This window comes from Pseudomonas sp. WS 5021 (genome assembly GCF_012985535.1).
Taxonomy (GTDB): Bacteria; Pseudomonadota; Gammaproteobacteria; order Pseudomonadales; family Pseudomonadaceae; genus Aquipseudomonas.
This window is the reverse complement of the sequence record NZ_JAAQWP010000007.1, coordinates 323655-347443: the sequence shown is the minus strand read 5'-3', so window position 1 is coordinate 347443 and position 23789 is coordinate 323655. Positions and strand designations below refer to the sequence as shown.

Genomic DNA, 23789 nt, shown 5'->3' with positions numbered 1-23789 from the left:
AGACTTGCGTTAAATGGCGCCCATTGTTCCAGTCATTACGGGGTTTGGGAACCCGTTGCCGCGTGGGCGACCTTGGCTTTTTCGGCTTCCCGACCCAATTGCTGGATCGCCGCCAGATTGCTTTTACGCACACTGTCGACGAAGCCCTGGAACGGCACATCGGTGATCCCCACCAGGCCGAAATGGCCATTTTCACCGTCCAGCAAACGCCCGGTCACCGGCTGGTCGAGGTACTGGAACCAGTGCACACCGACAATCGACGGCTCGGCCATGGCCTGCTTGAGGAAGGTCGCATAGGCCGGGCCGCGCGCCTCTTCCCTGGCCAATGGCGTCAAGCCGCCCCAGAACGGGCCACGGTCGACCGAGCCGACGTTGAACTCGCTGATCAGTACCGGCTTGTCCAGCGCGCGCAGGGCGGCGAAGTCATGACCGTCCTGGGGCTTGAGGGTGTACATGTTGAAGCTCAGCACATCGCAATACTGGGCGCAGGACGCCACGGCTTCCGGCGTGCTGACCGCATAGCGGCCACCCAGCAGCAACTGGTTGGGCGCGTGCCATTTCAGCGCATCGGAGATGGTCTTGAAGTAGGCGTCGGCGAAAGTCTTCTGGAAATACTGGAAATCAGCCTCGATTTCCGGATGCTCGGGGTTGGGAACCGGCGGCTCGAAGCCTGGATCTTCCATCAACTCCCAGCCAGCCAGGTGAATGCCCCAGGCTTTGGACAGGCCGTCTTCGTTGCGATATTTATCGCGCAGTTGCTTGAGGAACGCACGTTTGGCCGGCACATCGGTAGTCATGCGCAGGGTGCCGTAGGCCAGGGCATAACGGGATTTTGCATCATTGCCAGGACCGGCCCACGCCAGTTCGTTATCGGCAAAGAAGCCGATCAACCAGGGATCGTCGCGATGGTCACGGGTGGCAATCGCCACGGCCCGCTCGGTGGCCATGGCAAAGCGCGGGTCGAAGGGATCGGGCATGCCTCCCCACCAGTCGATCCCGGTGCTGATACTGGTGTAGTCGCCAATGATCGACAGCGCCAAGGTGTAAGGCACGCGATCTGCGCCAACCAGCTGCGGGGCGCTCCAGTTGCCGACGGTATTGAAACCCCAGGCCTGCAGGCGGTCCAGGGTGTGGCCGACCCAGCGCGCCTGGTCGAAACCTTCGGAGCCATAAGTGCGTTGCAGATTGGCCCCGTAGAAATCGTACCAGCGCCCCACATTGAAGCCGCGCCCGACATCCGCGCCATTGCCGCCACGGTTATCGCCACTGCCATAATATTTGTCGAAAGGCTCACCCGCCTTGGGCAGCGCGCCAAACATCCACTCGCGCCCGGCGACATAGGTCTGGCTGTTGGCCGGGCTCACGGTGTTGACGCCCAGGGAGTAGAACGGATGCCCCAGCGGAGTCACCAGGTACCAGCGCCCGTCGCGCTTTTCGGTGCGAAAGAAACCGCTGGCGTCAAAGGCCGGGCCCTTGGTCCAGCCGCCAAACTTGTCCAAATCGGCCTTGTCACGCTCCGCGAGCCAGCCCTTGAGCAGTTGCTGCTCCTTGGCGGCCGCAGCCTTGAGTTGCTCGTCGCTGCTGACTTTTTCCGGCCAGCGCGCGCGGGTGGACTGCCCATAGGCATCCACCAGTTCACTGTAGGCGGCCTTGAGCACCGGTTCGCTGTCCTGCACGCCAAAGCGCTCCAGCAGGATGCTTTGCGGGGCGACCGGCTGGATCATCGATAGAGTGACCGAGACCACCTGGCTGCGATCGATTTCCCCAGCGCTAGCGGCCAGCATCACACGCTGCCCGTCCACGATGATCGGCATCGGCGGCCCGGCCTTCATGCCCTGGCTCAAGGGCGAATTGGCTTGCAGCGGCACCAACAGGGTTTGCGCAGGCCCCGCCGGCAAATCGATACGACTGACCAGGGTCTTGCCGTCGCCGCTCTGCACCTTGACGTACAAGGTCAGCGCCCAGTCCATCGCACTCTGGATGCGCAGGCTCATGGCAGTCGATTGCGACCAGTCCCACACCCCGCTCTGCGGGCTGAGCACCAGGCTCGGCTGTGCCGCCGGGTTAAAGGTGATGCGGCGCAGCACCTCGCCTTCCGGGGTCTGTTCGGCGTTGTATTGCGGCAAGCTGGCGTCCTGGGTCGCCACCTTGACCACATCGGCCGGCCGGACAAAGTTGAACAGCGTCTGTTGCCCGGCCGGCGCGGCCAGCAATGGCGCGGCGAACAACAAGGCAAAAAGAGCAGGCAGCGTGCGGATCATACGAACAAGGTTCTCCCAATCGGCCGGTGAATGGCCTGATGACATACATGAGATAGACCACGAAGTGGGCGAATTCGCCCACAATGGCTTAAGAAATTTCGCGCCGGAAAGGCGGCAAGGCATTCAGGATAGCCTTGCCATAGCGCTGGGTGACCAGACGGCGGTCGAGCAAGGTGATGGTGCCCCGGTCTTCTTCGGTACGCAGCAAGCGGCCACAAGCCTGGACCAGCTTCAACGAGGCGTCCGGCACCGAGATCTCCATGAACGGATTGCCGCCCCGGGCTTCGATCCATTCGGCCAGCGCCGCCTCGACCGGATCGTCCGGCACCGAGAACGGGATCTTCGCGATCACCACGTGTTCGCAATAGGCGCCGGGCAAGTCGACACCTTCGGCAAAGCTCGCCAGGCCGAACAACACGCTGGAGTCCCCGCCATCGACCCGTGCCTTGTGCTTGTTCAGGGTTTCCTGTTTCGACAGGTTGCCCTGGATAAACACCTGCTTGCGCCAGTCGCGGTCGAGGCCGTCGAACACGTCCTGCATCTGCTTGCGTGACGAAAACAGCACCAGGGTGCCCTTGGAACCTTCCACCAGCGATGGCAGGTCACGAATGATTGCTGCGGTGTGGGCCGGCGCGTCCCGTGGGTCGGCCTTGAGGTCCGGCACCCGCAGCACGCCGGCGTCGGCATGGTGGAACGGGCTGGGGACCACGGCGGTGACGGCTTTTTTCGGCAGGCCGGCGCGCATGCGGAACCGGTCGAAGGTGCCCAGGGCGGTCAGGGTGGCCGAAGTCACCAGGGCGCCGTAGGCCACGTTCCACAGGTTGCGTCGGAGCATTTCTGCGGCAAGGATCGGGCTGGCGTTGACCTCGATATCGAACAGCGCGCCGCTCTCCGACAGCGTCAGCCAGCGGGCCATGGGCGGGTTATCTTCCGGGTCTTCAACGGTGAAGGCGGTCCATAACTCCCAGTTGCCCTGGGCGCGGGACAGCAGGCTGCCAAACAACGGATACCACTCTTCGGCCTGGTTGCTGGCGATGCCGATATTGACCTCGCCATCCATGCCTTCCTTGAGCAGGTCGGTCAGGCGCGTGAACAGATCGGTGAGGCGTGAGAAGCCCTTCTTCAGCTCCACGCCCATCTCGCGCATATGCTCGGGGATCAGCCCGCCGACAAAACGATGGCGCGGCCGTTCACGGCCTTCGACGTCTTCGCCAGGCTTGAAGTCCGCCACCTGCTCGCAGGCGCTGAACATGAACTGTTGCTGGGTCTTGATCTCCCGCGCCAACTCCGGCACCTGTTCGATCAGCTTGCCCAGGTCACCCGGCAACGGATGCTGGGCCAGCAGCTTGGTGAGGTTCTTGGCGGTGGTTTCCAGCCAGTCGGCAGTGGAACGCAGGCGCGTGTAGTGGGCAAAGTGGCCGATGGCCTTGTCCGGCAAGTGGTGGCCTTCGTCGAACACATACAGGGTGTCGCGCGGGTCCGGCAGCACAGCGCCGCCGCCCAGGGCCAGGTCGGCGAGGACCATGTCGTGGTTGGTGACGATCACGTCGACCTTGCCCATGCCTTCCCGGGCCTTGTAGAAGGCGCACTGGCCGAAGTTGGGGCAATGACGGTTGGTGCACTGGCTGTGATCGGTGGTCAGGCGCGCCCAGTCGGCGTCTTCCAGGGCATTGGGCCAGCTGTCGCGGTCACCATCCCACTTATTACCGGCCAGCTTTTCGATCATGCTGGTAAACAGCTTCTGGCTGGCCTCATCGACTTCGATCTTGAAGCCTTCTTCTTCGAACAGCGAGGCCGTGGCGGTTTGCGCGTGGCCTTCCTGCAACAGCACATCCAGCTTGGACAGGCACATATAGCGGCCACGCCCCTTGGCCAGGGCAAAGGTGAAGCTCAGGCCGCTGTTGCGCATCAGGTCCGGCAGGTCTTTGTAGACGATCTGCTCTTGCAGGGCCACGGTGGCGGTGGCAATCACCAGGCGCTTGCCAGCGGCCTTGGCAGTCGGAATCGCCGCCAGGCTGTAGGCCACGGTCTTGCCAGTACCGGTGCCGGCCTCGACGGCCACGACCGCAGGGTCGCCACTGCGCCGGCCTTCATCGTCGGTGTCGATATCCCCGAGGACCTTGGCCACTTCGGCGATCATCAGGCGCTGGCCGTAGCGCGGTTTCAAGCTCTTGGCTTCGAGAAAACGCGAGTAGGCGCCCTGGATCGTGGTTTTGAGTTCAGTGCTGATCATGGATAGTCGGGCGCAAAAAACGCTGGATAAATTTTCAGTGGTTCGGATCGGCCGCTATCATACCCCGCTAATTAATCCCGCGCAGAACGGAGTACCTCAATGACCGTGTTTAGCCTTGCCTACACCCTGCATGTATTGGCCGCCCTGGTCTGGGTCGGTGGTATGTTTTTCGCCTGGATGATCCTGCGCCCAGCCGCTGTGGCGGCGCTTGAGGGGCCGGCGCGACTTAAACTGTGGATGAATGTGTTTCCGCGTTTTTTCGTGTGGGTTTGGGTCGCGGTGCTGATCTTGCCGATCAGTGGCGTTGGATTGTTGCAGTTGCGCTTCAACGGGTTTGAAACCGCACCGCGTTATGTACAGGTGATGATGGGCCTGTATGTGGTGATGACGGCGCTGTTTATCCGCATCCAGGCGTTACAACTGCCTGAACTGCGCACGGCCGTGGCGGCCGAGGACTGGGCGACTGGCGCGCAGGCGCTGGGAAGAATCCGAAAGTTGGTAGGGATCAATCTGATTGTTGGGTTGGTAGTGGTGGGTGTGGCTTCGGCCCGGCCGATGTTCTGAGGGTGTTCCTCAGTGCCTCATCGCGGGCAAGCCCGCTCCCACACTTTGATTTGTGAATACCTTAAAAAGGTGGGAGTGGGCTTGCCCGCGATAGGGCCGGTGCCAATCGCTCAAAGCCGCTGGATGCTCACTGAACCGGCAGGCCCCGCCGGCCCAGCCTGGCCTTCCAACCCCGGCCGGCCTTTCTCGCCGCCGTCGGCGCGATACACCAGGCAGCCCTTGGACACCCCGCCCTTGCCCGGCTTGCCGGCCACACCTGGCAAGCCGCCTGCACCGCCATCGACCCAGACCTTGATCTGCTCGCTCGGATAGTCCAGCGGCAATTCAATACGCACCGCCGCGCCTGCGGCCCCCGGCAGGCCGTCACCGCCGTTGTCACCATTGGCGCCACGCCCGGCCGAGCCCCAGGTGCACCCCGGGTCTTCACCGTTGGCGCCATCCAAGCCGCTATAACCTTGGGCTCCGGTGCCACCACGGGCATCGACGGACAGTTCCGCCGCGCTCAATTGGTTGATCCGCAAGGTCAGGTCACGCCCAGGCCGGGCCGGTTTTTCATGGGTGCCGGGCGCGCCACGAGAGGTGATCTGGCTGCCATGTTCCAACTGCGCATGCTGCACCTGCAATTGCAAGGCCCTGGCGCTGGGCACGATGGCGATCCGCGCTTCGCGGCCCAGGTGCAATTCGTCGACAGTGACCTGGGTGATATTGGCCGGAATCAGCAAAGTGCCATAGTCGGCCACTTCCAGGCGCTCCAGCTGCAGCACGCTGGTGCTGTTGGGCAAGCGCAGCAACGAGTTGGTCTCGACACTGACGCTTTCGGCCAGGGCGATGGGGCTGACCAATAGGGCCAGGAGTAAAACCTTACGCATGATTGGCATCCTTGTTGTCTTGGTCAGCCGCAGGCGCAGGCAGGCTCTTTATATGGAACATCCCCAGCAACAGGATCAGCAGGCGGTCACGCCAGGGGTGGGCACGATGTTTGACGCTGGCGTTGAACAACACCAACTCCAGAAGATGGACCAGCAACAACAGGCTGCCGACCAGGTTGACCAACAGATGAAATGGATTGGTCAGCGGTTTGAACAGATTGACCAGCACAACCGCCCAGAACAGCAACGCCAGCAATTTCCCCACTCGCAACAACAGCTTCATGCCCTACGCCCCCTGCACATTATTCTTTGGGCGCACAGTAACGAGTTCTACAGGCGATTTGCCAGTGAAGGATTAAAAAACTTGAGAAGGCGGCGACTTGGTGGCCAGATCGCCGAGATTCATCGGACACAGCCGTAAGAAATGCCCCTGGCAACACCCAGGGGCATATCAGAAATGTCTTAGCGGTTGATTTGAATTTCCACGCGGCGATTCAGGGTACGACCGTCGGCGGTTTTGTTGTCGGCCACTGGATGGGTTTCACCGGCGCCCGTCACCGACACAAAGTTGCTACGGGGCACACCGGCGCCGACCAGGTAATCAGTGACCGAATGCGCGCGTTTTTCCGAGAGCCTTTGGTTGTAGGCATCTTTGCCGACGCTGTCGGTATGCCCGCTAACCCGCAGTTGGGCGCTTGGCGCTTCCTGTTTCAGGCGTGTGGCAACCGTGTCGAGCTTGGTTTTGTCAGCGGCCGTCAGCCGAGCCGAATCGAACTCGAAGTGCACATCACGAATCACGATGGTCTCTTCCTTGACCACCACCACTTCTTCGACGACGACCGCCTCAGGTACTGGCGGGCAGCCATTGGCATCGACCTGTATGCCCTTGGGGGTGCCCGGGCACTGATCGCGGCTGTCCGGCACGCCGTCGCCGTCTTCGTCAGCGTCGCCATGCACCCAGCAATAGGCGCCGGCCATGCCGCCGATCAATAACGCGCCACCGCCGGCCCATGAAGAGCTTTCAGTAGCGCCCAGTGCAGCACCCGTCACGCCGCCGAGGGCAGCACAGGTGGGCCAGTCGGTTTTTTGCAAGCCTGCGCAACCTGTCAATACTCCGGTTAGCAGAACCAAAGGTAGAGCTGTCCGCATGATGCTCATTTGATTTCTCCTGAGGGGATCGGCCGCAAGCCGATGGGTGGAGTAAAGACCGCGATTTTCATCTGCGCCAGGCCGCCAACCCCCGTATTCATTGGCCGAAGTGGCTTTTGGCGAGCAACAGGCCAGCGTGCGCTCTAGGCCCGCACGCTCAAGCAGGCTAGTCTTCACGGTTCTGATGTGAGGATCTTCGATGACCGCCGGCAATTCTTCCCGTACGCCGCAGCAAGCACTCGCTGCCCTGCTTGATCGCCAAGCCCCCAAACGCCTGCTGGTATTGGGCGCCGGCCACTTCCCTGCGCTGGATGCATTCAAGCAGGCCCACCCAGACACCGTGGTCTGCACCGCAGGGCCTGGACCATTGCCACCCGAGTTGGCAGCCCAGCGATTTGACCTGGCCCTGGTGGTCGACTGCCTGGAGCACCTGTCAAAACGTGCAGGGTTGGAGCTGCTGGGCGGCGTGCGCAACCTCAACGCCAGCCGCATCGCCGTCCTCGCCGACCTGGCGGCCTGCAGCTGGAAAGACACTGATTTTTTCTCCCTGGCCTTGCAGACCAGCGAGCATTTTTGCCGCGACAATCAGGTACTGACGCTGTTTACCTACGATCTGCTTGAATACAAACAAGTGCCGGACTGGCTGAACGCCCAGTTCTGGGCCAACCCGGAAAACTTCGGAAAGTATTGGTGGTAACCATGAGTACATCCATTTGCCCTTGCGGCAGCGGCAACTTGCTGGATGCCTGCTGCGGCCATTACCACACTGGCCACCCCGCGCCCTGCGCCACCGCGTTGATGCGCTCGCGCTACAGCGCCTATGTGCTGGGGCTGGTGGATTATCTGGTGGCGACTACGCTACCGGCACAACAGAACGGCCTCGACCGTGATGCCATTGGGGCCTGGAGCGCGCAAAGCACCTGGCTGGGCCTGGACGTGGAAAGTTCCGAGGTGTTTGGAGGGCAGCCGGAACATGCCTTCGTTACCTTTACCGCGCGCTGGCATGACAGCACCGGCGAACACAGCCACCGGGAACAGTCGTCTTTCGTACAGAACGATGGGCGTTGGTACTTTATTGATCCTACGGTGGAGGTGAAGGCCGGGCGTAATGATGCCTGCCTGTGCGGCAGTGGGCAGAAGTTCAAGAAGTGCTGTTCCAGTTACCTGTAAAAACCACGGACACCGCGCTAAACCACACAACTCTCGTCATCGTTGACGACCATCGCCGGCAAGCCGGCTCCTACAAGGGATTGCGTCATGGTCAGCCGATTACGAACCTATAGCTGTTTACTGATACTGACCGTTGGCCTCTCGGGCTGCGCGTCCTGGTTCGCCGATGACACACCGGCGCCACAAATCCACCTGGTCAAGGTCGAGTTGGTGCGCGCCAAGCTGCTGGAGCAGAAGTTCAAGCTGCACTTTCGCGTGGATAACCGTGACGACTCGGACCTCACCGTGCGCGGCCTGATCTACAAAATCAGCCTGGCTGACGTGGAACTGACCGAGGGCGAATCCAACGAGTGGCTGACCATACCGCCCAATGGCCGGGGATTTTTCAAGGTCACGGTGCGCACCAACCTGTGGCCGCAGGTGCGGGAAATCGCCGACCTGTTGAAAAACCCGGACCGCCCCATCCCCTATCGCCTGGAAGGTGAGCTGAAAACCGGATTATTCATCGGTAACGACGTGCACGTGATGCGCAATGACGAGATAATCCCCGGCGATTTTATTCCGGAGCGACACCAATGACTCAGCAACCCCATGTCCATGGTCCCGACTGCAACCACGATCACGATCACCACGATCACGACCATGGCCATGTCCACGGCCCGAACTGCGGCCATGCCCACCAGGAACCGGTGCGCAACGCCCTGAAGGACGTTGGCCGCAACGATCCGTGCCCATGCGGCAGCGAGAAGAAGTTCAAGAAGTGCCACGGCGCCTGATACGCGTCCCGCAGGAGCCGGCAAGCCGGCTCCTACAGTTCTATCGATAGACGCAAATATTTCATTGAATTTTCGGCAGGTGGACACTACCTATACCTACAGGCATATCAGCGGGCGCCCTGTCCGTTCAAGCATCACCAATCCTGGAGAGCTTCATGATCGACCTGTATGACTGGACCACCCCCAACGGCCACAAGATTTCGTTGTTCCTGGAAGAAGCCGGCCTGCCCTACGAGGTGCACCCGATCAACATCGGCCAGGGCGACCAGTTCAAGCCAGATTTCCTGAAGATAGCTCCCAACAACCGTATTCCCGCCATTGTCGACCGGCAACCGAGCGACGGGGGCGCACCGATTTCCCTGTTTGAATCCGGCGCCATCTTGCTGTACCTCGCGGAAAAAACCGGCCAGTTCCTGCCCAAGGACCTGCGCGGTCGCCAGGAAGCGTTGCAATGGCTGTTCTGGCAAATGGGCGGCCTGGGCCCGATGGCGGGGCAGAACCACCATTTCAGCCAGTTCGCCCCGGAAAAGATCCCTTACGCCATCAAACGCTACGTGGATGAGACCGCACGCCTCTATGGCGTGCTGGACCGGCGCCTGGCCGACCGCAGTTTCGTCGCTGGCGAGGCCTACAGCATTGCCGATATGGCGATCTACCCGTGGATCGTGTCCCACAAATGGCAGAGCCAACGCCTGGAAGACTTCCCCCATCTGCACCGCTGGTTCAACCTGATCAAGGAACGTCCGGCGACGGTGCGGGCCTACGACCTGGTGCAGAAGGTCAACCCGCCGAAATCCTGATCATGCCCTGTAGGAACTGGCTAGCCGGCGAAGATCGTCAACGAAAACGCCGGGTGCCTGGATAAGCGTGGCGCCTGGCAGTTTTTCGCCGGCAAGCCGGTTCCTACAAGGCTTTGTGAGTGTTTGAAAAAATTAGCATCGCCTCCCGCTTGCGTCGGTTCGCCGCGCTCACTAACGTAGCGCCTTTACTGACGCTACCCCCCGCAGGAGCTTTGCCATGGCCTCGCCAGCCCTCTCACGTTTTCTTCCCCGGTTCGGCGTTGCCGCGGCAGTGGCCAGTGCCTTGGGCCTGGCCGGTTGCCAGTCACTGAACAGCCAGGACACCCTGCCCCCCGTTTCCGGCGTGCAGCCGCTCAAGGGCCTGGCGCAGAATGTTTCCGTGCGGCGCAACAGCCAGGGCATGCCGCTGATTGAAAGCAATACCTTCCACGACGCGCTGTTCGCTCTCGGTTACGTGCACGCTAGCGACCGGATCAACCAGATGGTCACCCTACGGCTGCTGGCCCAGGGCCGCCTGGCAGAGATGTCCGGGCCGGACGTGCTGGATGTCGACCGCTTCATGCGCGCCGTCAACCTGAAGAAAAGCGCCAGCGAGCTGTACAACGCCTCCTCGCCGCGTCTCAAGCGCTTCTTTGAAGTGTATGCCCGCGGGGTCAACGCCTACCTGTTCCGCTACCGCGACAAACTGCCGACGGACCTGGCCCAGACCGGCTACAAGCCCGAATACTGGAAACCGGAAGATTCGGCGCTGCTGTTCTGCCTGCTCAATTTCAGCGAGTCGGCCAACTTGCAGGAAGAGTTGTCCGCCCTGGTACTGGCGCAAAAAGTCGGCGCCGACAAACTCGCCTGGCTGACCCCAAGCTACCCGGACGAACCGCTGCCTACGGCAGAGTCCGACAAGCTCAAGGGCATCAATCTAGGGCAGATTCCCGGCGTTGCCGCGCTCACCAGCCTCAACGAGCACCTGGCCAGCCTCAACACCCTTGGGGTTTCCACCTCCAGCAACTGGGCCATCGCCCCGCAACGCAGCCGCAGTGGCCGCAGCCTGCTGGCGAACGATCTGTCGACGCCGATGCAGGCACCCTCCCTGTGGAATTTCGTACAAATCCGCGCGCCGAAATACCAGGCTGTCGGGGTGTCGATTGCCGGGATTCCTACGCTGCTGTCAGGTTTCAACGGCAAAGTGGCCTGGAGCATGAGCCAGGTGTCCGGCGATACCCAGGACCTGTTCCTGGAGAAGGTCAAGCGCCAGGGCAGCGCGCTGTACTACGAGCACAACGGCAAATGGCTACCGGCCATCGTGCGTAACGAAACCTTCTTCGCCAAGGGCCAGCGGCCAATTCGCGAGGCGGTGTACGAAACCCGCCACGGCCCGCTGCTCAACAGCGCCCAGTCGCTGACCAGCGGCTACGGCCTGGCCCTGCAAACCGCCGACTTCAAGGACGACAAGAGCCTGGATGCGTTTTTCGACCTGTCCCGGGCGCAGAACGTGGAAAAAGCCTCGGACGCCAGCCGGGAGATTCGTGCGATCCCGCTGAACATGGTGTTTGCCGACGCCAGCAATATCGGCTGGCAGGTCACCGGGCGCTTCCCCAACCGTCGCGAAGGTGAAGGCCTGTTGCCATCCCCAGGTTGGGACGGGCGCTTTGACTGGGACGGCTATGCCGATGCGATGCTGCACCCCTATGACCAGGACCCGCCACAGGGTTGGGTCGGCACGGCCAACCAGCGCAGCGTGCCCCATGGCTATGGCATGCAACTGTCCAACTCCTGGGCCGCGCCGGAGCGCAGCGAGCGCCTGGCGCAGCTGGCCGGCAACGGCAAGCACGACAGCCGTAGCGTGATTGCCATGCAGTACGACCAGACCACGCTGTTCGCCGCCAAACTTAAAAGCATGTTCCAGGCACCGGGCATGGCCCAGCCTCTGAAACAGGCGATCGATGCCCTGCCGGCCGCCGAACGTTCCAAGGCCCAGGAGGCTTTGGGCCGTCTGATGGCGTTCGACGGGCGCCTGGCGGCCACCTCGGCCGACGCGGCGATCTACCAACTGTTCCTGCAGGAAAGCGCCAGGCAGATTTTCCTCGACGAACTGGGCCCGGAATCCAGCGCCACCTGGAAAGCCTTTGTCAGCAACGCCAACCTGTCCTACGCGGCCCAGGCCGACCATCTGCTGGGGCGTGAAGACAGCCCGTTCTGGGATGACCTGCGCACCCCCGGCAAAGAAGACAAACCGGCGATTCTCGCCCGCAGCCTGGCCGCCGCGATCAGCGCCGGCGACAGTCAGTTGGGCGCCGATCACAAGGCTTGGCAGTGGGGCAAACTGCACAGCTACACCTGGAAAAACACCAGCGGCCAGACGATTCGCGGCCCATTGGCAGCAGGTGGCGATCACACTACGTTGAACGCTGCGCCCTACAACTGGGGGCAGGATTTCGCCACCACCCAGGTCCAGGCCCTGCGCATGATCGTGGATTTTGGCCAGGTGGAACCCATGATGGGCCAGGGCGGGATCGGCCAATCCGGCAACCCTGCCAGCCCGTACTATGCCAACGGCATTGATCCGTGGCTCAAGGCGCAGTACCTGAGCTTCCCGATGCAGCCGCAGAACTTTGACAAGGTGTATGGCAAGACCCGATTGACCCTGGTCCCAGGGAAATAACCCCATGTAGGCGCTGGCTTGCCAGCGCCTACAGTTCGTGAGCGGCCCGCACTGCAATGGTGCGCAAGATCTGTAGCGCCCGATATCGGGCGCGCCTCGCGTCGCCCTTCGTGTAATCCCACCAATTAAAAAGACTATTCAGAACTATGGTGCAGAAATTGCTACTTGCGATACGTCTGACACCGTTCAGTAACAGTCCTAATCGCGCCACAAGCGCTTATCTTGGTTCCCAGGGATTACATAATGAAAAAAGCATTGCTGACCCTTTCTGCACTCGCGCTGTGCATGGCCGCCGGTACCGCCTTGGCCAAGGAATACAAAGAATTGCGTTTTGGTGTGGACCCTTCCTACGCGCCGTTTGAATCCAAGGCCGCCGACGGCAGCCTGGTGGGCTTCGATATCGACCTGGGCAATGCCATTTGTGCGGAGCTGAAGGTCACCTGCAAGTGGGTAGAAAGTGACTTTGACGGCATGATCCCCGGCCTCAAGGCCAAGAAGTTCGACGGTGTGATTTCGTCCATGACCGTGACCCCGGCCCGCGAGAAGGTCATCGACTTCTCCAGCGAGCTGTTTTCCGGCCCCACTTCCTACGTGTTCAAGAAAGGCTCCGGCCTGAGCGAAGACATCGCGTCCCTCAAGGGCAAGACGGTCGGCTATGAACAAGGCACCATCCAGGAAGCCTACGCCAAGGCCGTGCTGGACAAAGCCGGGATCAAAACCCAGGCCTACCAGAACCAGGACCAGGTGTACGCCGACCTGACCTCGGGCCGCCTCGATGCCTCGATCCAGGACATGCTGCAGGCCGAACTGGGCTTTTTAAAATCGCCACAAGGTGCCGATTACGAAGTCAGCAAGCCGGTGGACAGCGAAATGCTGCCGTCCAAGACTGCCGTGGGCATCGCAAAAGGTAACAAAGAGCTGAAAGCTCTCTTGGATAAAGGTATCAAAGCGTTACACGATGATGGCACCTACGCCACTATCCAGAAAAAACACTTTGGCGATCTGAACCTCTACAGCGGCAAATAACGCTGCGGCGCCCACCCCCGCACGGGGTGGGCGCACTCTCGATGGCCAAAGGCGTACCCCATGTTTGAAGACCTGTTGCAGACCCTCGGGCTTGGTGCGTTCAGCCTGCAAGGGTTTGGCCCACTGTTGCTGCAAGGCACCTGGATGACCATCAAATTGTCAGTGCTGTCCCTGGCAGTCAGCGTCGTGCTGGGCCTGCTCGGCGCCAGTGCCAAGTTGTCGAGCCTGGCGCTGTTGCGCATTCCCGCGCAGCTCTACACCACCTTGATTCGCGGGGTGCCGGACCTGGTGCTGATGCTGCTGATTTTCTACAGCCTGCAAACCTGGCTGACCAGTTTCACCGACTACATGGAATGGGAATACATCGAGATCAACCCGTTCGGCGCCGGGGTGATTACCCTGGGTTTTATCTACGGTGCGTATTTCACCGAGACTTTTCGCGGTGCGATCCTCGCCGTGCCCCGCGGCCAGTTGGAAGCCGCCACGGCCTATGGCCTCAAGCGCGGGCAGCGCTTTCGCTACGTGACCTTCCCGCAAATGATGCGCTTCGCCCTGCCGGGCATCGGCAATAACTGGATGGTGATGCTCAAGGCCACGGCGCTGGTGTCGATCATCGGCCTGGCTGATGTGGTCAAGGCCGCCCAGGATGCCGGCAAAAGTACCTACCAACTGTTCTTTTTCCTGGTGGTCGCGGCCTTGATCTACCTGGCCATCACCAGCGCGTCGAACTTCGTCCTGCGCAGGCTCGAAGCCCGTTACGCCGCAGGCTCACGGGAGGCAGTGCGATGATTGAATTGTTGCAGGAATACTGGCGGCCCTTCCTCTACAGCGATGGCAACCACATGACTGGGCTGGCCATGACGATGTGGCTGCTCACGGCCTCGATCTGCATCGGCTTCGTGGTGTCGATCCCACTGTCCATCGCCCGCGTCTCGCGAAACCGCTGGGTGCGCTGGCCGGTGCAGTTCTATACCTACCTGTTTCGCGGCACACCGCTGTATATCCAACTACTGATCTGCTACACCGGCATCTACAGCCTCGCCGCCGTTCGCGCGCAACCGGTGCTGGATGGTTTTTTTCGCGACGCAATGAACTGCACGCTCCTCGCATTTGCCCTCAACACCTGCGCCTACACCACGGAGATTTTCGCCGGGGCCATCCGCAGCATGGCCCACGGTGAGGTCGAGGCGGCGAAAGCCTACGGCCTGAGCGGTTGGAAACTGTACGCCTACGTGATCATGCCCTCGGCCCTACGCCGTTCATTGCCGTACTACAGTAATGAAGTGATCCTGATGCTGCATTCGACGACGGTAGCCTTTACCGCGACGATCCCGGACATCCTCAAAGTCGCCCGGGACGCCAACTCGGCCACCTTCCTCACTTTCCAGTCGTTTGGTATCGCTGCGCTGATCTACCTGACCGTGACCTTTGCCCTGGTCGGTCTGTTTCGTCTGGCGGAGCGTCGCTGGCTGGCCTTTCTCGGGCCGAGCCATTAAGGAGCCCCTATGCGGCAACAGATTCATCCCCTTCTCGCACCGGTGCCAGGCACGGCACGGCAGATCCACAGTTTCCACTTCGGGCCAGAGCAGGCCGAAGGCAAAATCTACATCCAATCCTCGCTACACGCCGACGAACTGCCCGGCATGCTGGTGGCCTGGCACTTGAAGGTGCGCCTGGCGGAACTGGCCGCGGCCGGCCGCCTGCGCAGCCAAATCGTGCTGGTGCCAGTGGCCAACCCGGCGGGCCTTGAGCAAGTACTGATGGACATGCCCCTGGGCCGCTACGAGCTGGAGAGCGGGCAGAACTTCAATCGCCTGTTCTTCGATCTCAGCGAAGAAGTCGGCAATCAGGTCGAGGGCCTGTTGGGGGATGATCCCAGGCGCAACGTCGCACTGATCCGCGATAGTCTGCGCCAGGCCCTCGACCGCCATGTACCAGCCACACAACTGCAATCCCAGCGCCTGGTGCTGCAACGCCTGGCCTGTGACGCCGATATGGTGCTGGACCTGCATTGCGACTTCGAAGCCGTGGCCCACCTTTACACCACCCCCGAGGCCTGGCCGCAGGTCGAGCCGCTGGCCCGTTATATCGGCGCCGAAGCCAGCCTGTTGGCCACCGATTCGGGCGGACAATCCTTCGATGAGTGTTTCACCCTGCTCTGGTGGCAGTTGCAGCAACGTTTTGGCGAGCGTTTCCAGATCCCCCTGGGCAGCTTTTCCGTGACCCTGGAGTTGCGCGGCCAGGGCGATGTCAATCACGGCCTGGCCAGCCTCGATTGCCAGGCGATCATCGACTACCTGATCCGATTTGGCGCGATCAGCGGCGAGCCTGCGCCCCTGCCCGACTTGCCCTACCCCGCTACGCCGCTGGCCGCCGTCGAACCAGTGGCGACCCCGGCGGGCGGCTTGCTGGTGTTCCACGCGTTGCCAGGGCAATACCTGGAGGCCGGGGAACTGGTGGCCGAGATCATCGACCCGATTCACGACCACGTCACGCCCATCCACTGCCGCCATGCCGGCCTGATGTATGCCCGCTCGCTGCGGCGCATGGCCACGGCGGGCATGGTGATTGCCCATGTCGCCGGCCTTACGCCCTATCGCAGCGGCTATTTACTATCGCCTTGAGGATGCACGCCCCATGTATAAACTGACCGTTGAAGGCCTGCATAAAAGCTATGGCGACCATGAGGTGCTCAAAGGGGTTTCGCTCAAGGCCAAAAGCGGGGATGTGATCAGCCTGATCGGCGCCAGCGGCTCTGGCAAAAGCACGTTCCTGCGTTGTATCAACTTCCTTGAACAACCCAATGACGGCGCCATGAGCCTTGATGGCCAGCCGATCCGCATGGTCAGCGACCGCCACGGCATGCGCGTGGCCGACGAAGCCGAGCTACAACGCCTGCGCACCCGCCTGGCGATGGTGTTCCAGCACTTCAACTTGTGGAGCCATATGAGCGTGCTGGAGAACATCACCATGGCCCCACGCCGGGTCTTGGGTTGCAGCAAGAAGGACGCGGAGGACCGTGCCCGGCGCTATCTGGACAAGGTTGGGCTGCCCGCACGGGTGGCGGAGCAGTATCCGGCGTTCCTGTCGGGTGGCCAGCAGCAACGGGTGGCCATCGCCCGTGCCCTGGCGATGGAGCCGGAGGTGATGCTGTTCGACGAGCCCACATCGGCCCTGGACCCGGAGCTGGTGGGCGAAGTGCTGAAGGTGATCCAGGGGTTGGCCGAAGAGGGGCGGACCATGATCATGGTGACCCACGAGATGAGTTTTGCGCGCAAAGTGTCCAGCCAGGTGCTGTTCTTGCACCAAGGCCTGGTGGAGGAGGAAGGCACGCCGGAAGACGTGCTGGGCCACCCGAAAAGCGAGCGGCTGCAACAGTTCCTGCGCGGCAACCTGTAGGAGCCGGCTTGCCGGCGATAACGGAGTCTCAGGTACCGATGCTGTAAAAACTTAGACCGCATCGCCGGCAAGCCGGCTCCTACAAAGGGCGAGGCGTCAGGCCACTGGCGCGGGTGGTGGCTCGTCCGGCAGGGTGGGTACGCCAGGCTCGGTAGGTTGTTCCGGGGTATCGGGGTCAGGCTGGCCTGGGATGCCGCCGGCGGCGGGGTCGGCCATCAGGGACCAGGCCAGAACACCAATCTGATTGGGTTCCAGCCGAGCAAGTTCGGCGCTGATTCGCGGGTCGATCTTCATAGGGTACTCCTCAAGCGTGGCTCGACGCGCTGTGCACGCGCCGAGGCAGTACACCCAATAGAGTGCCTGCCCGCTGACAAATTCCCTTGAGCTGTAAGACGTTTCTATCAGGTGCGTGGCAGAGTGACGCCGCGCTGGCCCTGGTACTTGCCGCCACGGTCCTTATAGGACACTTCGCACTCTTCGTCGGATTCGAAGAACAGCATCTGCGCCACGCCTTCATTGGCGTAGATCTTGGCCGGCAAGGTGGTGGTGTTGGAGAACTCCAGGGTCACGTGGCCTTCCCACTCAGGCTCAAGCGGCGTCACGTTGACGATAATGCCGCAGCGCGCGTAGGTGCTCTTGCCCAGGCAGATGGTCAGGACGTTGCGCGGGATCCGGAAGAACTCGACGGTGCGCGCCAGGGCGAAGGAGTTTGGTGGGATGATGCACACGTCGCTCTTCACATCGACAAAGCTCTTTTCATCGAAGTTTTTCGGATCGACGGTGGCCGAGTTGATGTTGGTGAAGACCTTGAACTCATCGGCGCAACGCACATCGTAGCCGTAGCTGGAAACCCCGAATGAAATCAGGCGTTCGGCGCCTTCACCGCGCATCTGGCGCTCGACGAAGGGTTCGATCATGCCGTGCTCTTGCGCCATGCGGCGAATCCACTTGTCCGATTTGATGCTCATGGCGGGTGTCCTGAATAGCGAGGTGGAAAATTCTGTTGGGCATCTTACCGGGGCTGGCCTCGCGGTTCAAAGGACGCGGGGGTTTTTCTTGATTAAGTTGCGCCGGGTCACTGTCAGCCGTACGGGGCGGGCCCTGGCCCTGAATTTAAGGGCCGCAGGCCTGTAAAAGGCACCGCCAGTCACGAAAATAGAGAAACCTTCGGAAATACCATTGGCACGTTCCGGAAAAAGGGTTAAGGTGGCGCCACTGTGCTGCTTGTGTCACTGAGAATCTCTACACGATATGTTGAATTTCGATCCAACCATCTCCAAGAATTTTTCCTGCTCTTTGCACTCAGTCTCGGCCAGGGCTTTTCCTGAGTCGCAGTTAACTTTGTCCAAGGAGATACACCATGTCTAATCGCCAAACTGGTACCGTTAAGTGGTTCAACGATGAAAAAGGCTTCGGCTTCATCACTCCACAATCCGGTGACGACCTGTTCGTTCACTTCAAAGCTATCCAATCCGACGGCTTCAAAAGCCTGAAAGAAGGCCAACAGGTTTCTTTCATCGCTACCCGCGGTCAGAAAGGCATGCAAGCTGAAGAAGTTCAAGTTATCTAACTTGTACTGACTTAGTCGAAAGAACCCCGCCCTTAAAAGCGGGGTTTTTTTATGCCTGGGATTTGATACTGACCTTGCCAGCGAGGGCCGCCCTCAAGGTCGCCATCGCCGGCAAGCCGGGCTCCCGCAAGGGGATTGGCACAACGCAAAACGCCCGGTGCATTCCCATGCACCGGGCGTTCTCATAGCTACCTTACAAGCCGCTACTGAAACAACGACTCACTCGACAAGCCATTTTTCTCCAGGATCTCCCGCAAGCGCTTGAGACCCTCTACCTGGATCTGCCGCACCCGCTCACGGGTCAAGCCGATCTCCAGGCCAACATCTTCCAGGGTGCTGCTTTCATGGCCACGCAGGCCAAAGCGGCGAATCACCACCTCGCGCTGCTTGTCCGTCAGCTCTGAAAGCCATTGATCGATACTTTGTGACAAGTCATCGTCCTGCAACAGCTCACACGGATCCGTGGGTCGGTCATCCGTAAGGGTGTCCAGCAGGGTTTTATCCGAATCCGGACCCAGCGAGACATCGACCGAAGACACACGCTCGTTAAGCCCGAGCATGCGCTTGACCTCTCCCACTGGTTTTTCCAGCAGGTTGGCGATCTCTTCAGGCGAAGGTTCATGATCAAGTTTCTGGGTAAGCTCGCGTGCCGCCCGCAGGTACACGTTAAGCTCCTTGACGACATGAATCGGCAACCGGATGGTCCGAGTCTGATTCATGATTGCGCGCTCAATGGTCTGGCGAATCCACCACGTCGCGTAGGTCGAGAAGCGAAAACCCCGCTCGGGGTCAAACTTCTCTACCGCCCGGATCAAGCCGAGGTTGCCCTCTTCGATCAGGTCCAACAGGGAAAGCCCACGATTGACGTAGCGTCGGGCGATTTTCACCACCAGGCGCAGGTTGCTTTCAATCATGCGCTTGCGCCCAGCCGGATCTCCCTTTTGCGACAATCGCGCAAAATGGACTTCTTCTTCGGGAGTGAGCAAGGGGGAAAAGCCGATTTCATTGAGGTACAACTGGGTCGCATCGAGCGCCCGGGTGTAATCAATATACTTATGCTGTTTTAACGCTGTGGAGTTTTTGGACTTGGTACGAACTGAAGGTACAGCGGGTCCCTCATTCGACATCGATTCCGTACCGATGCCGGTCTCCATAAGGAGAACCTCATCGTCGATGTCAAACTCCGGCGCTTCTTTACTGAGAGCCATTGTTATAGTCCTTTGGTGAGTTCGACCTCAAGCTCAAGCGACGCCTTTATCCTTGGCAACGCTGGAGCCTGTTCCTTCTACGTGAGGGAACAGGCTGACAACACATCAACGCCGGGGTAGGAATTGCAGTGGATCTACAGGTTTACCTTGGCGGCGAATCTCAAAGTGCAGTTTCACCCGGTCTGTACCAGTCGACCCCATTTCGGCAATTGTCTGTCCGACTTTGACCTGCTGCCCCTCCCGAACCAACAACCTGCGGTTATGACCGTAGGCACTGACGTAGGTATCGCTGTGTTTGATGATGACTAATTCGCCGTAGCCCCGTAGACCACTCCCGGCGTATACAACAGTCCCATCAGACGCAGCTAAAACAGGCTGTCCCAAATCTCCGGCGATATCAATGCCTTTATTCAAACTACCGTTTGAAGAGAATTTTCCAATAAGAATGCCATTTGAGGGCCATCCCCAACCGGTCGGTGCCGGTCCCGCAGGTGGCAACGGCGCGGGTGCCGGCTTGCTCGCAACCTTAGGCGCAACGGTGCCTGCAGGCCGGGTGAAGACCGTCGTCTTGCTGGAAGAAGAGGCCGATGAACCGGATTTTGTCACAACTGCCGTGGGCGCCGAACCCGTGCGCCCATCGAAACGGATGGTTTGCCCCGGATGTATCGTATAAGGCACAGGAATGTTGTTACGCGCGGCCAGCGCCTTGTAGTCCCAGCCATAACGGAAGGCGATCGAGAACATGGTATCGCCCTTACGCACCACGTATTGCCCGGTGGTCACCGTCGGCCGTTGCGGTGCCGCATTATTGCGGTCAACCACGCGCGCGCCGCTGCCTGTGCTGGAGCAGGCAGCCAGCAAGGAACTCAAGACAAGGCCAATCACCAGTCGCTGAAAGCTAGTTTTACTCATACGCTGCGCAATGACTGTGAGACTCACCCGCCGCTCCCTTTGTGGTGGCTGAAACATGAACGCCTGTATCAGGCTTGAAATATGTCGCAAGTATAACTGGCTGCCAGACTTTAACCGGCAACAAGGTAGAAACGAAAAATTCATCTCGTTTAATAACTACCCAACTTGATGTTGACTCGATGAACCCCGCTGTAAGACACATACCCAGCAATAGAATTCACTACACCGTGACAATTGTTCAGGCCAGCGGCCCATTAAGTAACGGAACGAAACGCACTGCCCCCAGGACATGCCGGGAAAAACCCTCTTCTTCGCGCACGATCAACATCAACTGTTGCACTTCGCCCGATCCCACCGGAATCACCAGGCGCCCGCCCGGAGCCAATTGGTCCAGAAGTGCCTGAGGTACATCGGTGGCCACCGCAGTCACGATGATGCCGTTGTAGGGCGCCAAGGCCGGCCAGCCTTCCCAGCCATCACCCCAACGAAACACTACGTTGCGCAGGTTCAGCTCCACCAGGCGCTCCTTGGCCCGGTCCTGCAGGACCTTGATCCGCTCGACGGAAAACACCCGCTCCACGAGTTGCGAGAGCACGGCAGTCTGGTAGCCGGAGCCGGTGCCAATCTCCAGCACTTTGTCCAAGGGACCCGCCGCCAACAACAGCTCACTCATCCGCGCCACCATATAGGGCTGGGAGATGGTTTGGTTGTGGCCAATCGGTAGCGCGGTGTCTTCGTAGGCGCGATGGGCCAGGGCCTCATCGACAAACAGATGGCGCGGGGTACGGCGGATGACTTCCAGCACCTGGGCGTTGGACAGTCCCTCTTCATAGAGTCGCTGGATCAAACGCTCACGGGTGCGTTGGGAGGTCATGCCGATGCCCCGGCGCAACAGGTCGTCCTGTTCACGAGCCATCAGCGCAGCCCCTCCAGCCAGGGATCGAGACCACCGAAGGCATCATTGAAGGTGCGATCGAGTTGCAGCGGGGTAATCGAAACATAACCTTGCATCACCGCATGAAAGTCCGTGCCCGGCCCGCCATCCTCGGCGTCGCCCGCTGCGGCAATCCAGTAGCCTTCCCTGCCACGGGGATCCACCACTTTCAGCGGTGCCGCAGCGCGGGCGCGGTGGCCCAGGCGGGTCAATTGGATGCCGCGAATATGGTCCAAGGGCAGATTGGGAATATTGACGTTGAGCACCGTACGCGGTGGCAGCACCAGGGTGCCGTGGGCCTCAACCAGCTTGCGCGCAAAATAAGCGGCGGTCGCCAGGTTATCCACCTGCCGCGACGCCAGCGAAAAGGCAAAGGCCGTCCGCCCCAGGAAGCGCCCTTCCAGGGCCGCCGCCACGGTGCCGGAATACAGCACGTCATCGCCCAGGTTGGCGCCCAGGTTGATCCCGGAAACCACCAGGTCCGGCTCATCGGCCAGCAAGCTGTTGATGGCCAGGTGCACGCAATCGGTCGGCGTGCCATTAACGCTGATAAAGCCGTTGGCCAGCGTCTGCGGGTGCAACGGACGGTCGAGCGTCAGCGAACTGCTGGCGCCACTTTTGTCCTGGTCCGGGGCAACCACCACGCACTCGGCATAATCTGCCAGCGCAGCATGAAGCGCGGCAAGGCCGGGTGCGGTGACCCCGTCGTCGTTAGATATCAGAATACGCATGGGCTGTCCGTCTGCCCCACCGGCACCAGATCAACAAGCTCGCGCACCAAGACAGTGGCGAAGCATCCGGCCGGCAGGACGAATTCCAATTGCAGAATGTCAGTCTCGGGATAATGCCACGTCAACCCGCCAATGGGCAGTCGCAGAATGCGCCGTTCCTGGCTCATGCCGGCTTTGGCCAGCCACTCGCACAGGTGCGCCTCGCTCGCGGCGACAGCTTGCTCCAGCTCATGGGTGGCGCCAGCGGCGGGCGAATCGCCTTCACCCCACTGTGGGCCGGTGGGATGCAGGTCGAGGATGGCCAGGCGCGGATCGCTGCACTCCGCCTCCCCCGCCGGGAAAAAGCTGCGGCTGTCGGTGAACGCCAGCAGGTCACCGACCTGGGCACGCTGCCATGAACCATCGGCAACCCGCGCCGCCAACACCTTATTGAACACAAAGCTGCGCGCGGTCGACAGCAGGCGCGAACGTACATTGCGCTGTTCCGGCAAGGCCTTGCGGGCCGCCCAGTCGCGGGCATCGACGACGTTACCGCCATCATGGCCAAAACGCTGGGCGCCGAAATAGTTGGGGATACCGTGCTTGGCGATCAATTGCAGGCGCGCATCGATCGCGCCGTGGTCGCCGGCCAGTTGGGTCAGGCGCAGGGTAAAACCGTTGGCCGCATGGGCGCCACGCTGCAACTTGCGTTTATGACGGGCGGCCTTGAGGATTTTCAGGGTGTCGTTTTCCGCCGCACTCAGGTCTGGGTCGGCCTTGCCCGGCAGTTGCACGCTGAACCACTGGCGCGTCAGCGCCTGGCGATCCTTGAGGCCGGCATAGCTCACCGTGCGCAAGGGCACGCCGGCAGCCTTGGCAATACGTCGCGCGGCCTCTTCAGTGTTCAGGCCGCGCTTTTCCACCCACAACCACAGGTGCTCACCCTCGCCGGTCAGCGGGATATCCAGCACTTCATCCACTTGGAAATCTTCGGCAGTCGCCTTGAGCACCGCGCTGCCCAGCGCCTCGCCATAGGCCCGCGGGCCCAACAGTTGCAGTTCGTTCATGCGCGCAGCAACAAGGCGACAGAGTGCACCGCAATGCCCTCTTCACGACCGGTAAACCCGAGCTTTTCGGTGGTGGTGGCTTTCACGTTGACTTGATCCAGTTCTATTTGCAGATCGGCGGCAATCACTGCGCGCATCGATTCAATATGCGGGGCCATTTTGGGTGCCTGGGCAACGATGGTGTTATCGACGTTGCCGACCTTCCAGCCCTTGGCATGGATCAGGCCGACCACATGCCGCAGCAGCACGCGGCTGTCCGCGCCCTTGAAAGTCGGATCGGTGTCCGGAAAGTGTTTGCCGATATCTCCCAATGCAGCCGCGCCGAGCAAGGCATCGCTCAAGGCATGCAGCACAACGTCGCCGTCGGAATGAGCCAGCAACCCATGGTGGTGCGCAATGCGCACGCCGCCCAGGGTGATGAAGTCGCCTTCGGCGAAACGGTGCACATCATAGCCGTGGCCAATACGCATAAAAAAACGCCC

The 23789-nt window shown here is 60.8% G+C and carries 26 protein-coding genes; 13 read left to right on the top strand and 13 right to left on the bottom strand.

Going from position 1 to position 23789, the window contains the following annotated elements:
• Positions 1–35 precede the first annotated feature (35 nt).
• Both HBO19_RS22585 and dinG read right to left on the bottom strand, forming a co-directional pair.
• On the bottom strand, positions 36–2261 hold the full coding sequence (locus HBO19_RS22585) for a beta-galactosidase (RefSeq protein WP_170058343.1): 2226 nt from the start codon (positions 2259–2261) through the stop codon (positions 36–38).
• A gap of 88 nt (positions 2262–2349) precedes the next feature.
• Positions 2350–4494, bottom strand: a complete 2145-nt coding sequence (dinG, locus tag HBO19_RS22580; RefSeq protein ID WP_032858113.1) for an ATP-dependent DNA helicase DinG — start codon at positions 4492–4494, stop codon at positions 2350–2352.
• Between the two features lie 99 nt (positions 4495–4593).
• On the opposite strand from dinG, the gene HBO19_RS22575 reads away from it, so the two are divergent.
• Positions 4594–5058, top strand: a complete 465-nt coding sequence (locus tag HBO19_RS22575) for a CopD family protein (RefSeq protein WP_170042912.1) — start codon at positions 4594–4596, stop codon at positions 5056–5058.
• Between the two features lie 110 nt (positions 5059–5168).
• Here HBO19_RS22575 and HBO19_RS22570 read toward each other — a convergent pair whose 3' ends face one another.
• From HBO19_RS22570 to HBO19_RS22560, 3 genes are all read right to left on the bottom strand, one after another.
• Positions 5169–5927, bottom strand: coding sequence for a collagen-like protein (locus tag HBO19_RS22570; protein WP_170058342.1), 759 nt, complete (start codon positions 5925–5927; stop codon positions 5169–5171).
• Positions 5920–6210, bottom strand: a complete 291-nt coding sequence (locus HBO19_RS22565; protein ID WP_170058341.1) for a DUF1145 domain-containing protein — start codon at positions 6208–6210, stop codon at positions 5920–5922. The genes HBO19_RS22570 and HBO19_RS22565 overlap by 8 nt, the downstream gene beginning before the upstream one ends.
• Before the next feature lie 179 nt (positions 6211–6389).
• Positions 6390–7085, bottom strand: coding sequence for an OmpA family protein (locus HBO19_RS22560; protein ID WP_170058340.1), 696 nt, complete (start codon positions 7083–7085; stop codon positions 6390–6392).
• Positions 7086–7275: 190 nt separating this feature from the next.
• Here HBO19_RS22560 and HBO19_RS22555 point away from each other — a divergent pair, with 190 nt between their 5' ends.
• The 11 genes from HBO19_RS22555 to HBO19_RS22505 all read left to right on the top strand — a co-directional run bounded on the left by HBO19_RS22555 (position 7276) and on the right by HBO19_RS22505 (position 16906).
• Positions 7276–7773, top strand: a complete 498-nt coding sequence (locus tag HBO19_RS22555; protein WP_170058339.1) for a DUF6231 family protein — start codon at positions 7276–7278, stop codon at positions 7771–7773.
• Positions 7774–7775: 2 nt separating this feature from the next.
• Positions 7776–8246 carry a YchJ family protein gene (locus HBO19_RS22550; protein ID WP_170058338.1) on the top strand — a complete coding sequence of 157 codons (471 nt, stop codon included), beginning with the start codon at positions 7776–7778 and terminating at the stop codon, positions 8244–8246.
• Positions 8247–8333: 87 nt separating this feature from the next.
• Positions 8334–8825, top strand: coding sequence for an LEA type 2 family protein (locus HBO19_RS22545; RefSeq protein ID WP_169955478.1), 492 nt, complete (start codon positions 8334–8336; stop codon positions 8823–8825).
• Entirely contained in the window at positions 8822–9022 is a 201-nt protein-coding gene (locus tag HBO19_RS22540; protein ID WP_003189235.1) for an SEC-C metal-binding domain-containing protein, read from the top strand. Before HBO19_RS22545 ends, HBO19_RS22540 begins: the two co-directional genes overlap by 4 nt.
• 155 nt (positions 9023–9177) lie before the next feature.
• Complete coding sequence (locus HBO19_RS22535) at positions 9178–9822, top strand: glutathione S-transferase N-terminal domain-containing protein (protein ID WP_170058337.1); 645 nt, start codon at positions 9178–9180, stop codon at positions 9820–9822.
• 217 nt (positions 9823–10039) lie between these two features.
• Positions 10040–12481 carry a penicillin acylase family protein gene (locus HBO19_RS22530; RefSeq protein ID WP_170058336.1) on the top strand — a complete coding sequence of 814 codons (2442 nt, stop codon included), beginning with the start codon at positions 10040–10042 and terminating at the stop codon, positions 12479–12481.
• A gap of 243 nt (positions 12482–12724) precedes the next feature.
• Positions 12725–13507, top strand: coding sequence for a transporter substrate-binding domain-containing protein (locus HBO19_RS22525; protein WP_169955475.1), 783 nt, complete (start codon positions 12725–12727; stop codon positions 13505–13507).
• A 60-nt stretch (positions 13508–13567) separates the two neighbouring features.
• A complete protein-coding gene (locus tag HBO19_RS22520; protein WP_169955474.1) occupies positions 13568–14296 on the top strand; it encodes an ABC transporter permease in 729 nt (242 codons plus the stop codon).
• Positions 14293–15003 (top strand): ABC transporter permease, encoded by a 711-nt coding sequence (locus HBO19_RS22515; RefSeq protein ID WP_169955473.1) that lies wholly within the window; start codon positions 14293–14295, stop codon positions 15001–15003. The genes HBO19_RS22520 and HBO19_RS22515 overlap by 4 nt, the downstream gene beginning before the upstream one ends.
• 9 nt (positions 15004–15012) lie before the next feature.
• Positions 15013–16131, top strand: coding sequence for a succinylglutamate desuccinylase/aspartoacylase family protein (locus HBO19_RS22510; RefSeq protein ID WP_170058335.1), 1119 nt, complete (start codon positions 15013–15015; stop codon positions 16129–16131).
• 13 nt (positions 16132–16144) lie between these two features.
• Positions 16145–16906 carry an ATP-binding cassette domain-containing protein gene (locus tag HBO19_RS22505; protein WP_170058334.1) on the top strand — a complete coding sequence of 254 codons (762 nt, stop codon included), beginning with the start codon at positions 16145–16147 and terminating at the stop codon, positions 16904–16906.
• Positions 16907–17002: 96 nt separating this feature from the next.
• Here the strand turns inward: HBO19_RS22505 and HBO19_RS22500 are convergent, their stop codons facing one another.
• Together HBO19_RS22500 and dcd are read right to left on the bottom strand one after the other, a co-directional pair.
• Positions 17003–17200 (bottom strand): hypothetical protein, encoded by a 198-nt coding sequence (locus tag HBO19_RS22500; RefSeq protein ID WP_029297182.1) that lies wholly within the window; start codon positions 17198–17200, stop codon positions 17003–17005.
• Positions 17201–17307: 107 nt separating this feature from the next.
• The gene (gene dcd / locus HBO19_RS22495) at positions 17308–17874 is read right to left on the bottom strand and encodes a dCTP deaminase (RefSeq protein WP_003219273.1); all 567 of its coding nucleotides are present in this window, start codon (positions 17872–17874) and stop codon (positions 17308–17310) included.
• A 392-nt stretch (positions 17875–18266) separates the two neighbouring features.
• On the opposite strand from dcd, the gene HBO19_RS22490 reads away from it, so the two are divergent.
• On the top strand, positions 18267–18476 hold the full coding sequence (locus tag HBO19_RS22490) for a cold-shock protein (RefSeq protein ID WP_002554837.1): 210 nt from the start codon (positions 18267–18269) through the stop codon (positions 18474–18476).
• Between the two features lie 203 nt (positions 18477–18679).
• On the opposite strand, the gene rpoS is transcribed toward HBO19_RS22490, so the two are convergent.
• The 6 genes from rpoS to ispF all read right to left on the bottom strand — a co-directional run bounded on the left by rpoS (position 18680) and on the right by ispF (position 23777).
• Complete coding sequence (gene rpoS / locus HBO19_RS22485; protein WP_038446486.1) at positions 18680–19684, bottom strand: RNA polymerase sigma factor RpoS; 1005 nt, start codon at positions 19682–19684, stop codon at positions 18680–18682.
• A 105-nt stretch (positions 19685–19789) separates the two neighbouring features.
• Positions 19790–20623 carry a peptidoglycan DD-metalloendopeptidase family protein gene (locus HBO19_RS22480; RefSeq protein WP_169955470.1) on the bottom strand — a complete coding sequence of 278 codons (834 nt, stop codon included), beginning with the start codon at positions 20621–20623 and terminating at the stop codon, positions 19790–19792.
• Positions 20624–20834: 211 nt separating this feature from the next.
• Positions 20835–21470: a protein-L-isoaspartate(D-aspartate) O-methyltransferase gene (locus HBO19_RS22475; RefSeq protein WP_169865481.1), complete on the bottom strand. Its 636-nt coding sequence runs from the start codon at positions 21468–21470 to the stop codon at positions 20835–20837.
• Positions 21471–21511: 41 nt separating this feature from the next.
• A complete protein-coding gene (surE, locus tag HBO19_RS22470) occupies positions 21512–22261 on the bottom strand; it encodes a 5'/3'-nucleotidase SurE (RefSeq protein WP_029297237.1) in 750 nt (249 codons plus the stop codon).
• Positions 22249–23307 (bottom strand): tRNA pseudouridine(13) synthase TruD, encoded by a 1059-nt coding sequence (gene truD / locus HBO19_RS22465; RefSeq protein ID WP_169955469.1) that lies wholly within the window; start codon positions 23305–23307, stop codon positions 22249–22251. Before truD ends, surE begins: the two co-directional genes overlap by 13 nt.
• Positions 23304–23777, bottom strand: coding sequence for a 2-C-methyl-D-erythritol 2,4-cyclodiphosphate synthase (gene ispF / locus HBO19_RS22460; protein WP_029297241.1), 474 nt, complete (start codon positions 23775–23777; stop codon positions 23304–23306). Before ispF ends, truD begins: the two co-directional genes overlap by 4 nt.
• Between the last annotated feature and the right edge of the window lie 12 nt (positions 23778–23789).

Excerpts from the sequence above, each read along its gene's own strand:
- HBO19_RS22585 (WP_170058343.1), bottom strand. The coding sequence starts at position 2,261 with ATGATCCGCACGCTGCCTGCTCTTTTTGCCTTGTTGTTCGCCGCGCCA.
- dinG (WP_032858113.1), bottom strand. The coding sequence starts at position 4,494 with ATGATCAGCACTGAACTCAAAACCACGATCCAGGGCGCCTACTCGCGT.
- HBO19_RS22575 (WP_170042912.1), top strand. The coding sequence starts at position 4,594 with ATGACCGTGTTTAGCCTTGCCTACACCCTGCATGTATTGGCCGCCCTG.
- HBO19_RS22570 (WP_170058342.1), bottom strand. The coding sequence starts at position 5,927 with ATGCGTAAGGTTTTACTCCTGGCCCTATTGGTCAGCCCCATCGCCCTG.
- HBO19_RS22565 (WP_170058341.1), bottom strand. The coding sequence starts at position 6,210 with ATGAAGCTGTTGTTGCGAGTGGGGAAATTGCTGGCGTTGCTGTTCTGG.
- HBO19_RS22560 (WP_170058340.1), bottom strand. The coding sequence starts at position 7,085 with ATGAGCATCATGCGGACAGCTCTACCTTTGGTTCTGCTAACCGGAGTA.
- HBO19_RS22555 (WP_170058339.1), top strand. The coding sequence starts at position 7,276 with ATGACCGCCGGCAATTCTTCCCGTACGCCGCAGCAAGCACTCGCTGCC.
- HBO19_RS22550 (WP_170058338.1), top strand. The coding sequence starts at position 7,776 with ATGAGTACATCCATTTGCCCTTGCGGCAGCGGCAACTTGCTGGATGCC.
- HBO19_RS22545 (WP_169955478.1), top strand. The coding sequence starts at position 8,334 with ATGGTCAGCCGATTACGAACCTATAGCTGTTTACTGATACTGACCGTT.
- HBO19_RS22540 (WP_003189235.1), top strand. The coding sequence starts at position 8,822 with ATGACTCAGCAACCCCATGTCCATGGTCCCGACTGCAACCACGATCAC.
- HBO19_RS22535 (WP_170058337.1), top strand. The coding sequence starts at position 9,178 with ATGATCGACCTGTATGACTGGACCACCCCCAACGGCCACAAGATTTCG.
- HBO19_RS22530 (WP_170058336.1), top strand. The coding sequence starts at position 10,040 with ATGGCCTCGCCAGCCCTCTCACGTTTTCTTCCCCGGTTCGGCGTTGCC.
- HBO19_RS22525 (WP_169955475.1), top strand. The coding sequence starts at position 12,725 with ATGAAAAAAGCATTGCTGACCCTTTCTGCACTCGCGCTGTGCATGGCC.
- HBO19_RS22520 (WP_169955474.1), top strand. The coding sequence starts at position 13,568 with ATGTTTGAAGACCTGTTGCAGACCCTCGGGCTTGGTGCGTTCAGCCTG.
- HBO19_RS22515 (WP_169955473.1), top strand. The coding sequence starts at position 14,293 with ATGATTGAATTGTTGCAGGAATACTGGCGGCCCTTCCTCTACAGCGAT.
- HBO19_RS22510 (WP_170058335.1), top strand. The coding sequence starts at position 15,013 with ATGCGGCAACAGATTCATCCCCTTCTCGCACCGGTGCCAGGCACGGCA.
- HBO19_RS22505 (WP_170058334.1), top strand. The coding sequence starts at position 16,145 with ATGTATAAACTGACCGTTGAAGGCCTGCATAAAAGCTATGGCGACCAT.
- HBO19_RS22500 (WP_029297182.1), bottom strand. The coding sequence starts at position 17,200 with ATGAAGATCGACCCGCGAATCAGCGCCGAACTTGCTCGGCTGGAACCC.
- dcd (WP_003219273.1), bottom strand. The coding sequence starts at position 17,874 with ATGAGCATCAAATCGGACAAGTGGATTCGCCGCATGGCGCAAGAGCAC.
- HBO19_RS22490 (WP_002554837.1), top strand. The coding sequence starts at position 18,267 with ATGTCTAATCGCCAAACTGGTACCGTTAAGTGGTTCAACGATGAAAAA.
- rpoS (WP_038446486.1), bottom strand. The coding sequence starts at position 19,684 with ATGGCTCTCAGTAAAGAAGCGCCGGAGTTTGACATCGACGATGAGGTT.
- HBO19_RS22475 (WP_169865481.1), bottom strand. The coding sequence starts at position 21,470 with ATGACCTCCCAACGCACCCGTGAGCGTTTGATCCAGCGACTCTATGAA.
- surE (WP_029297237.1), bottom strand. The coding sequence starts at position 22,261 with ATGCGTATTCTGATATCTAACGACGACGGGGTCACCGCACCCGGCCTT.
- truD (WP_169955469.1), bottom strand. The coding sequence starts at position 23,307 with ATGAACGAACTGCAACTGTTGGGCCCGCGGGCCTATGGCGAGGCGCTG.
- ispF (WP_029297241.1), bottom strand. The coding sequence starts at position 23,777 with ATGCGTATTGGCCACGGCTATGATGTGCACCGTTTCGCCGAAGGCGAC.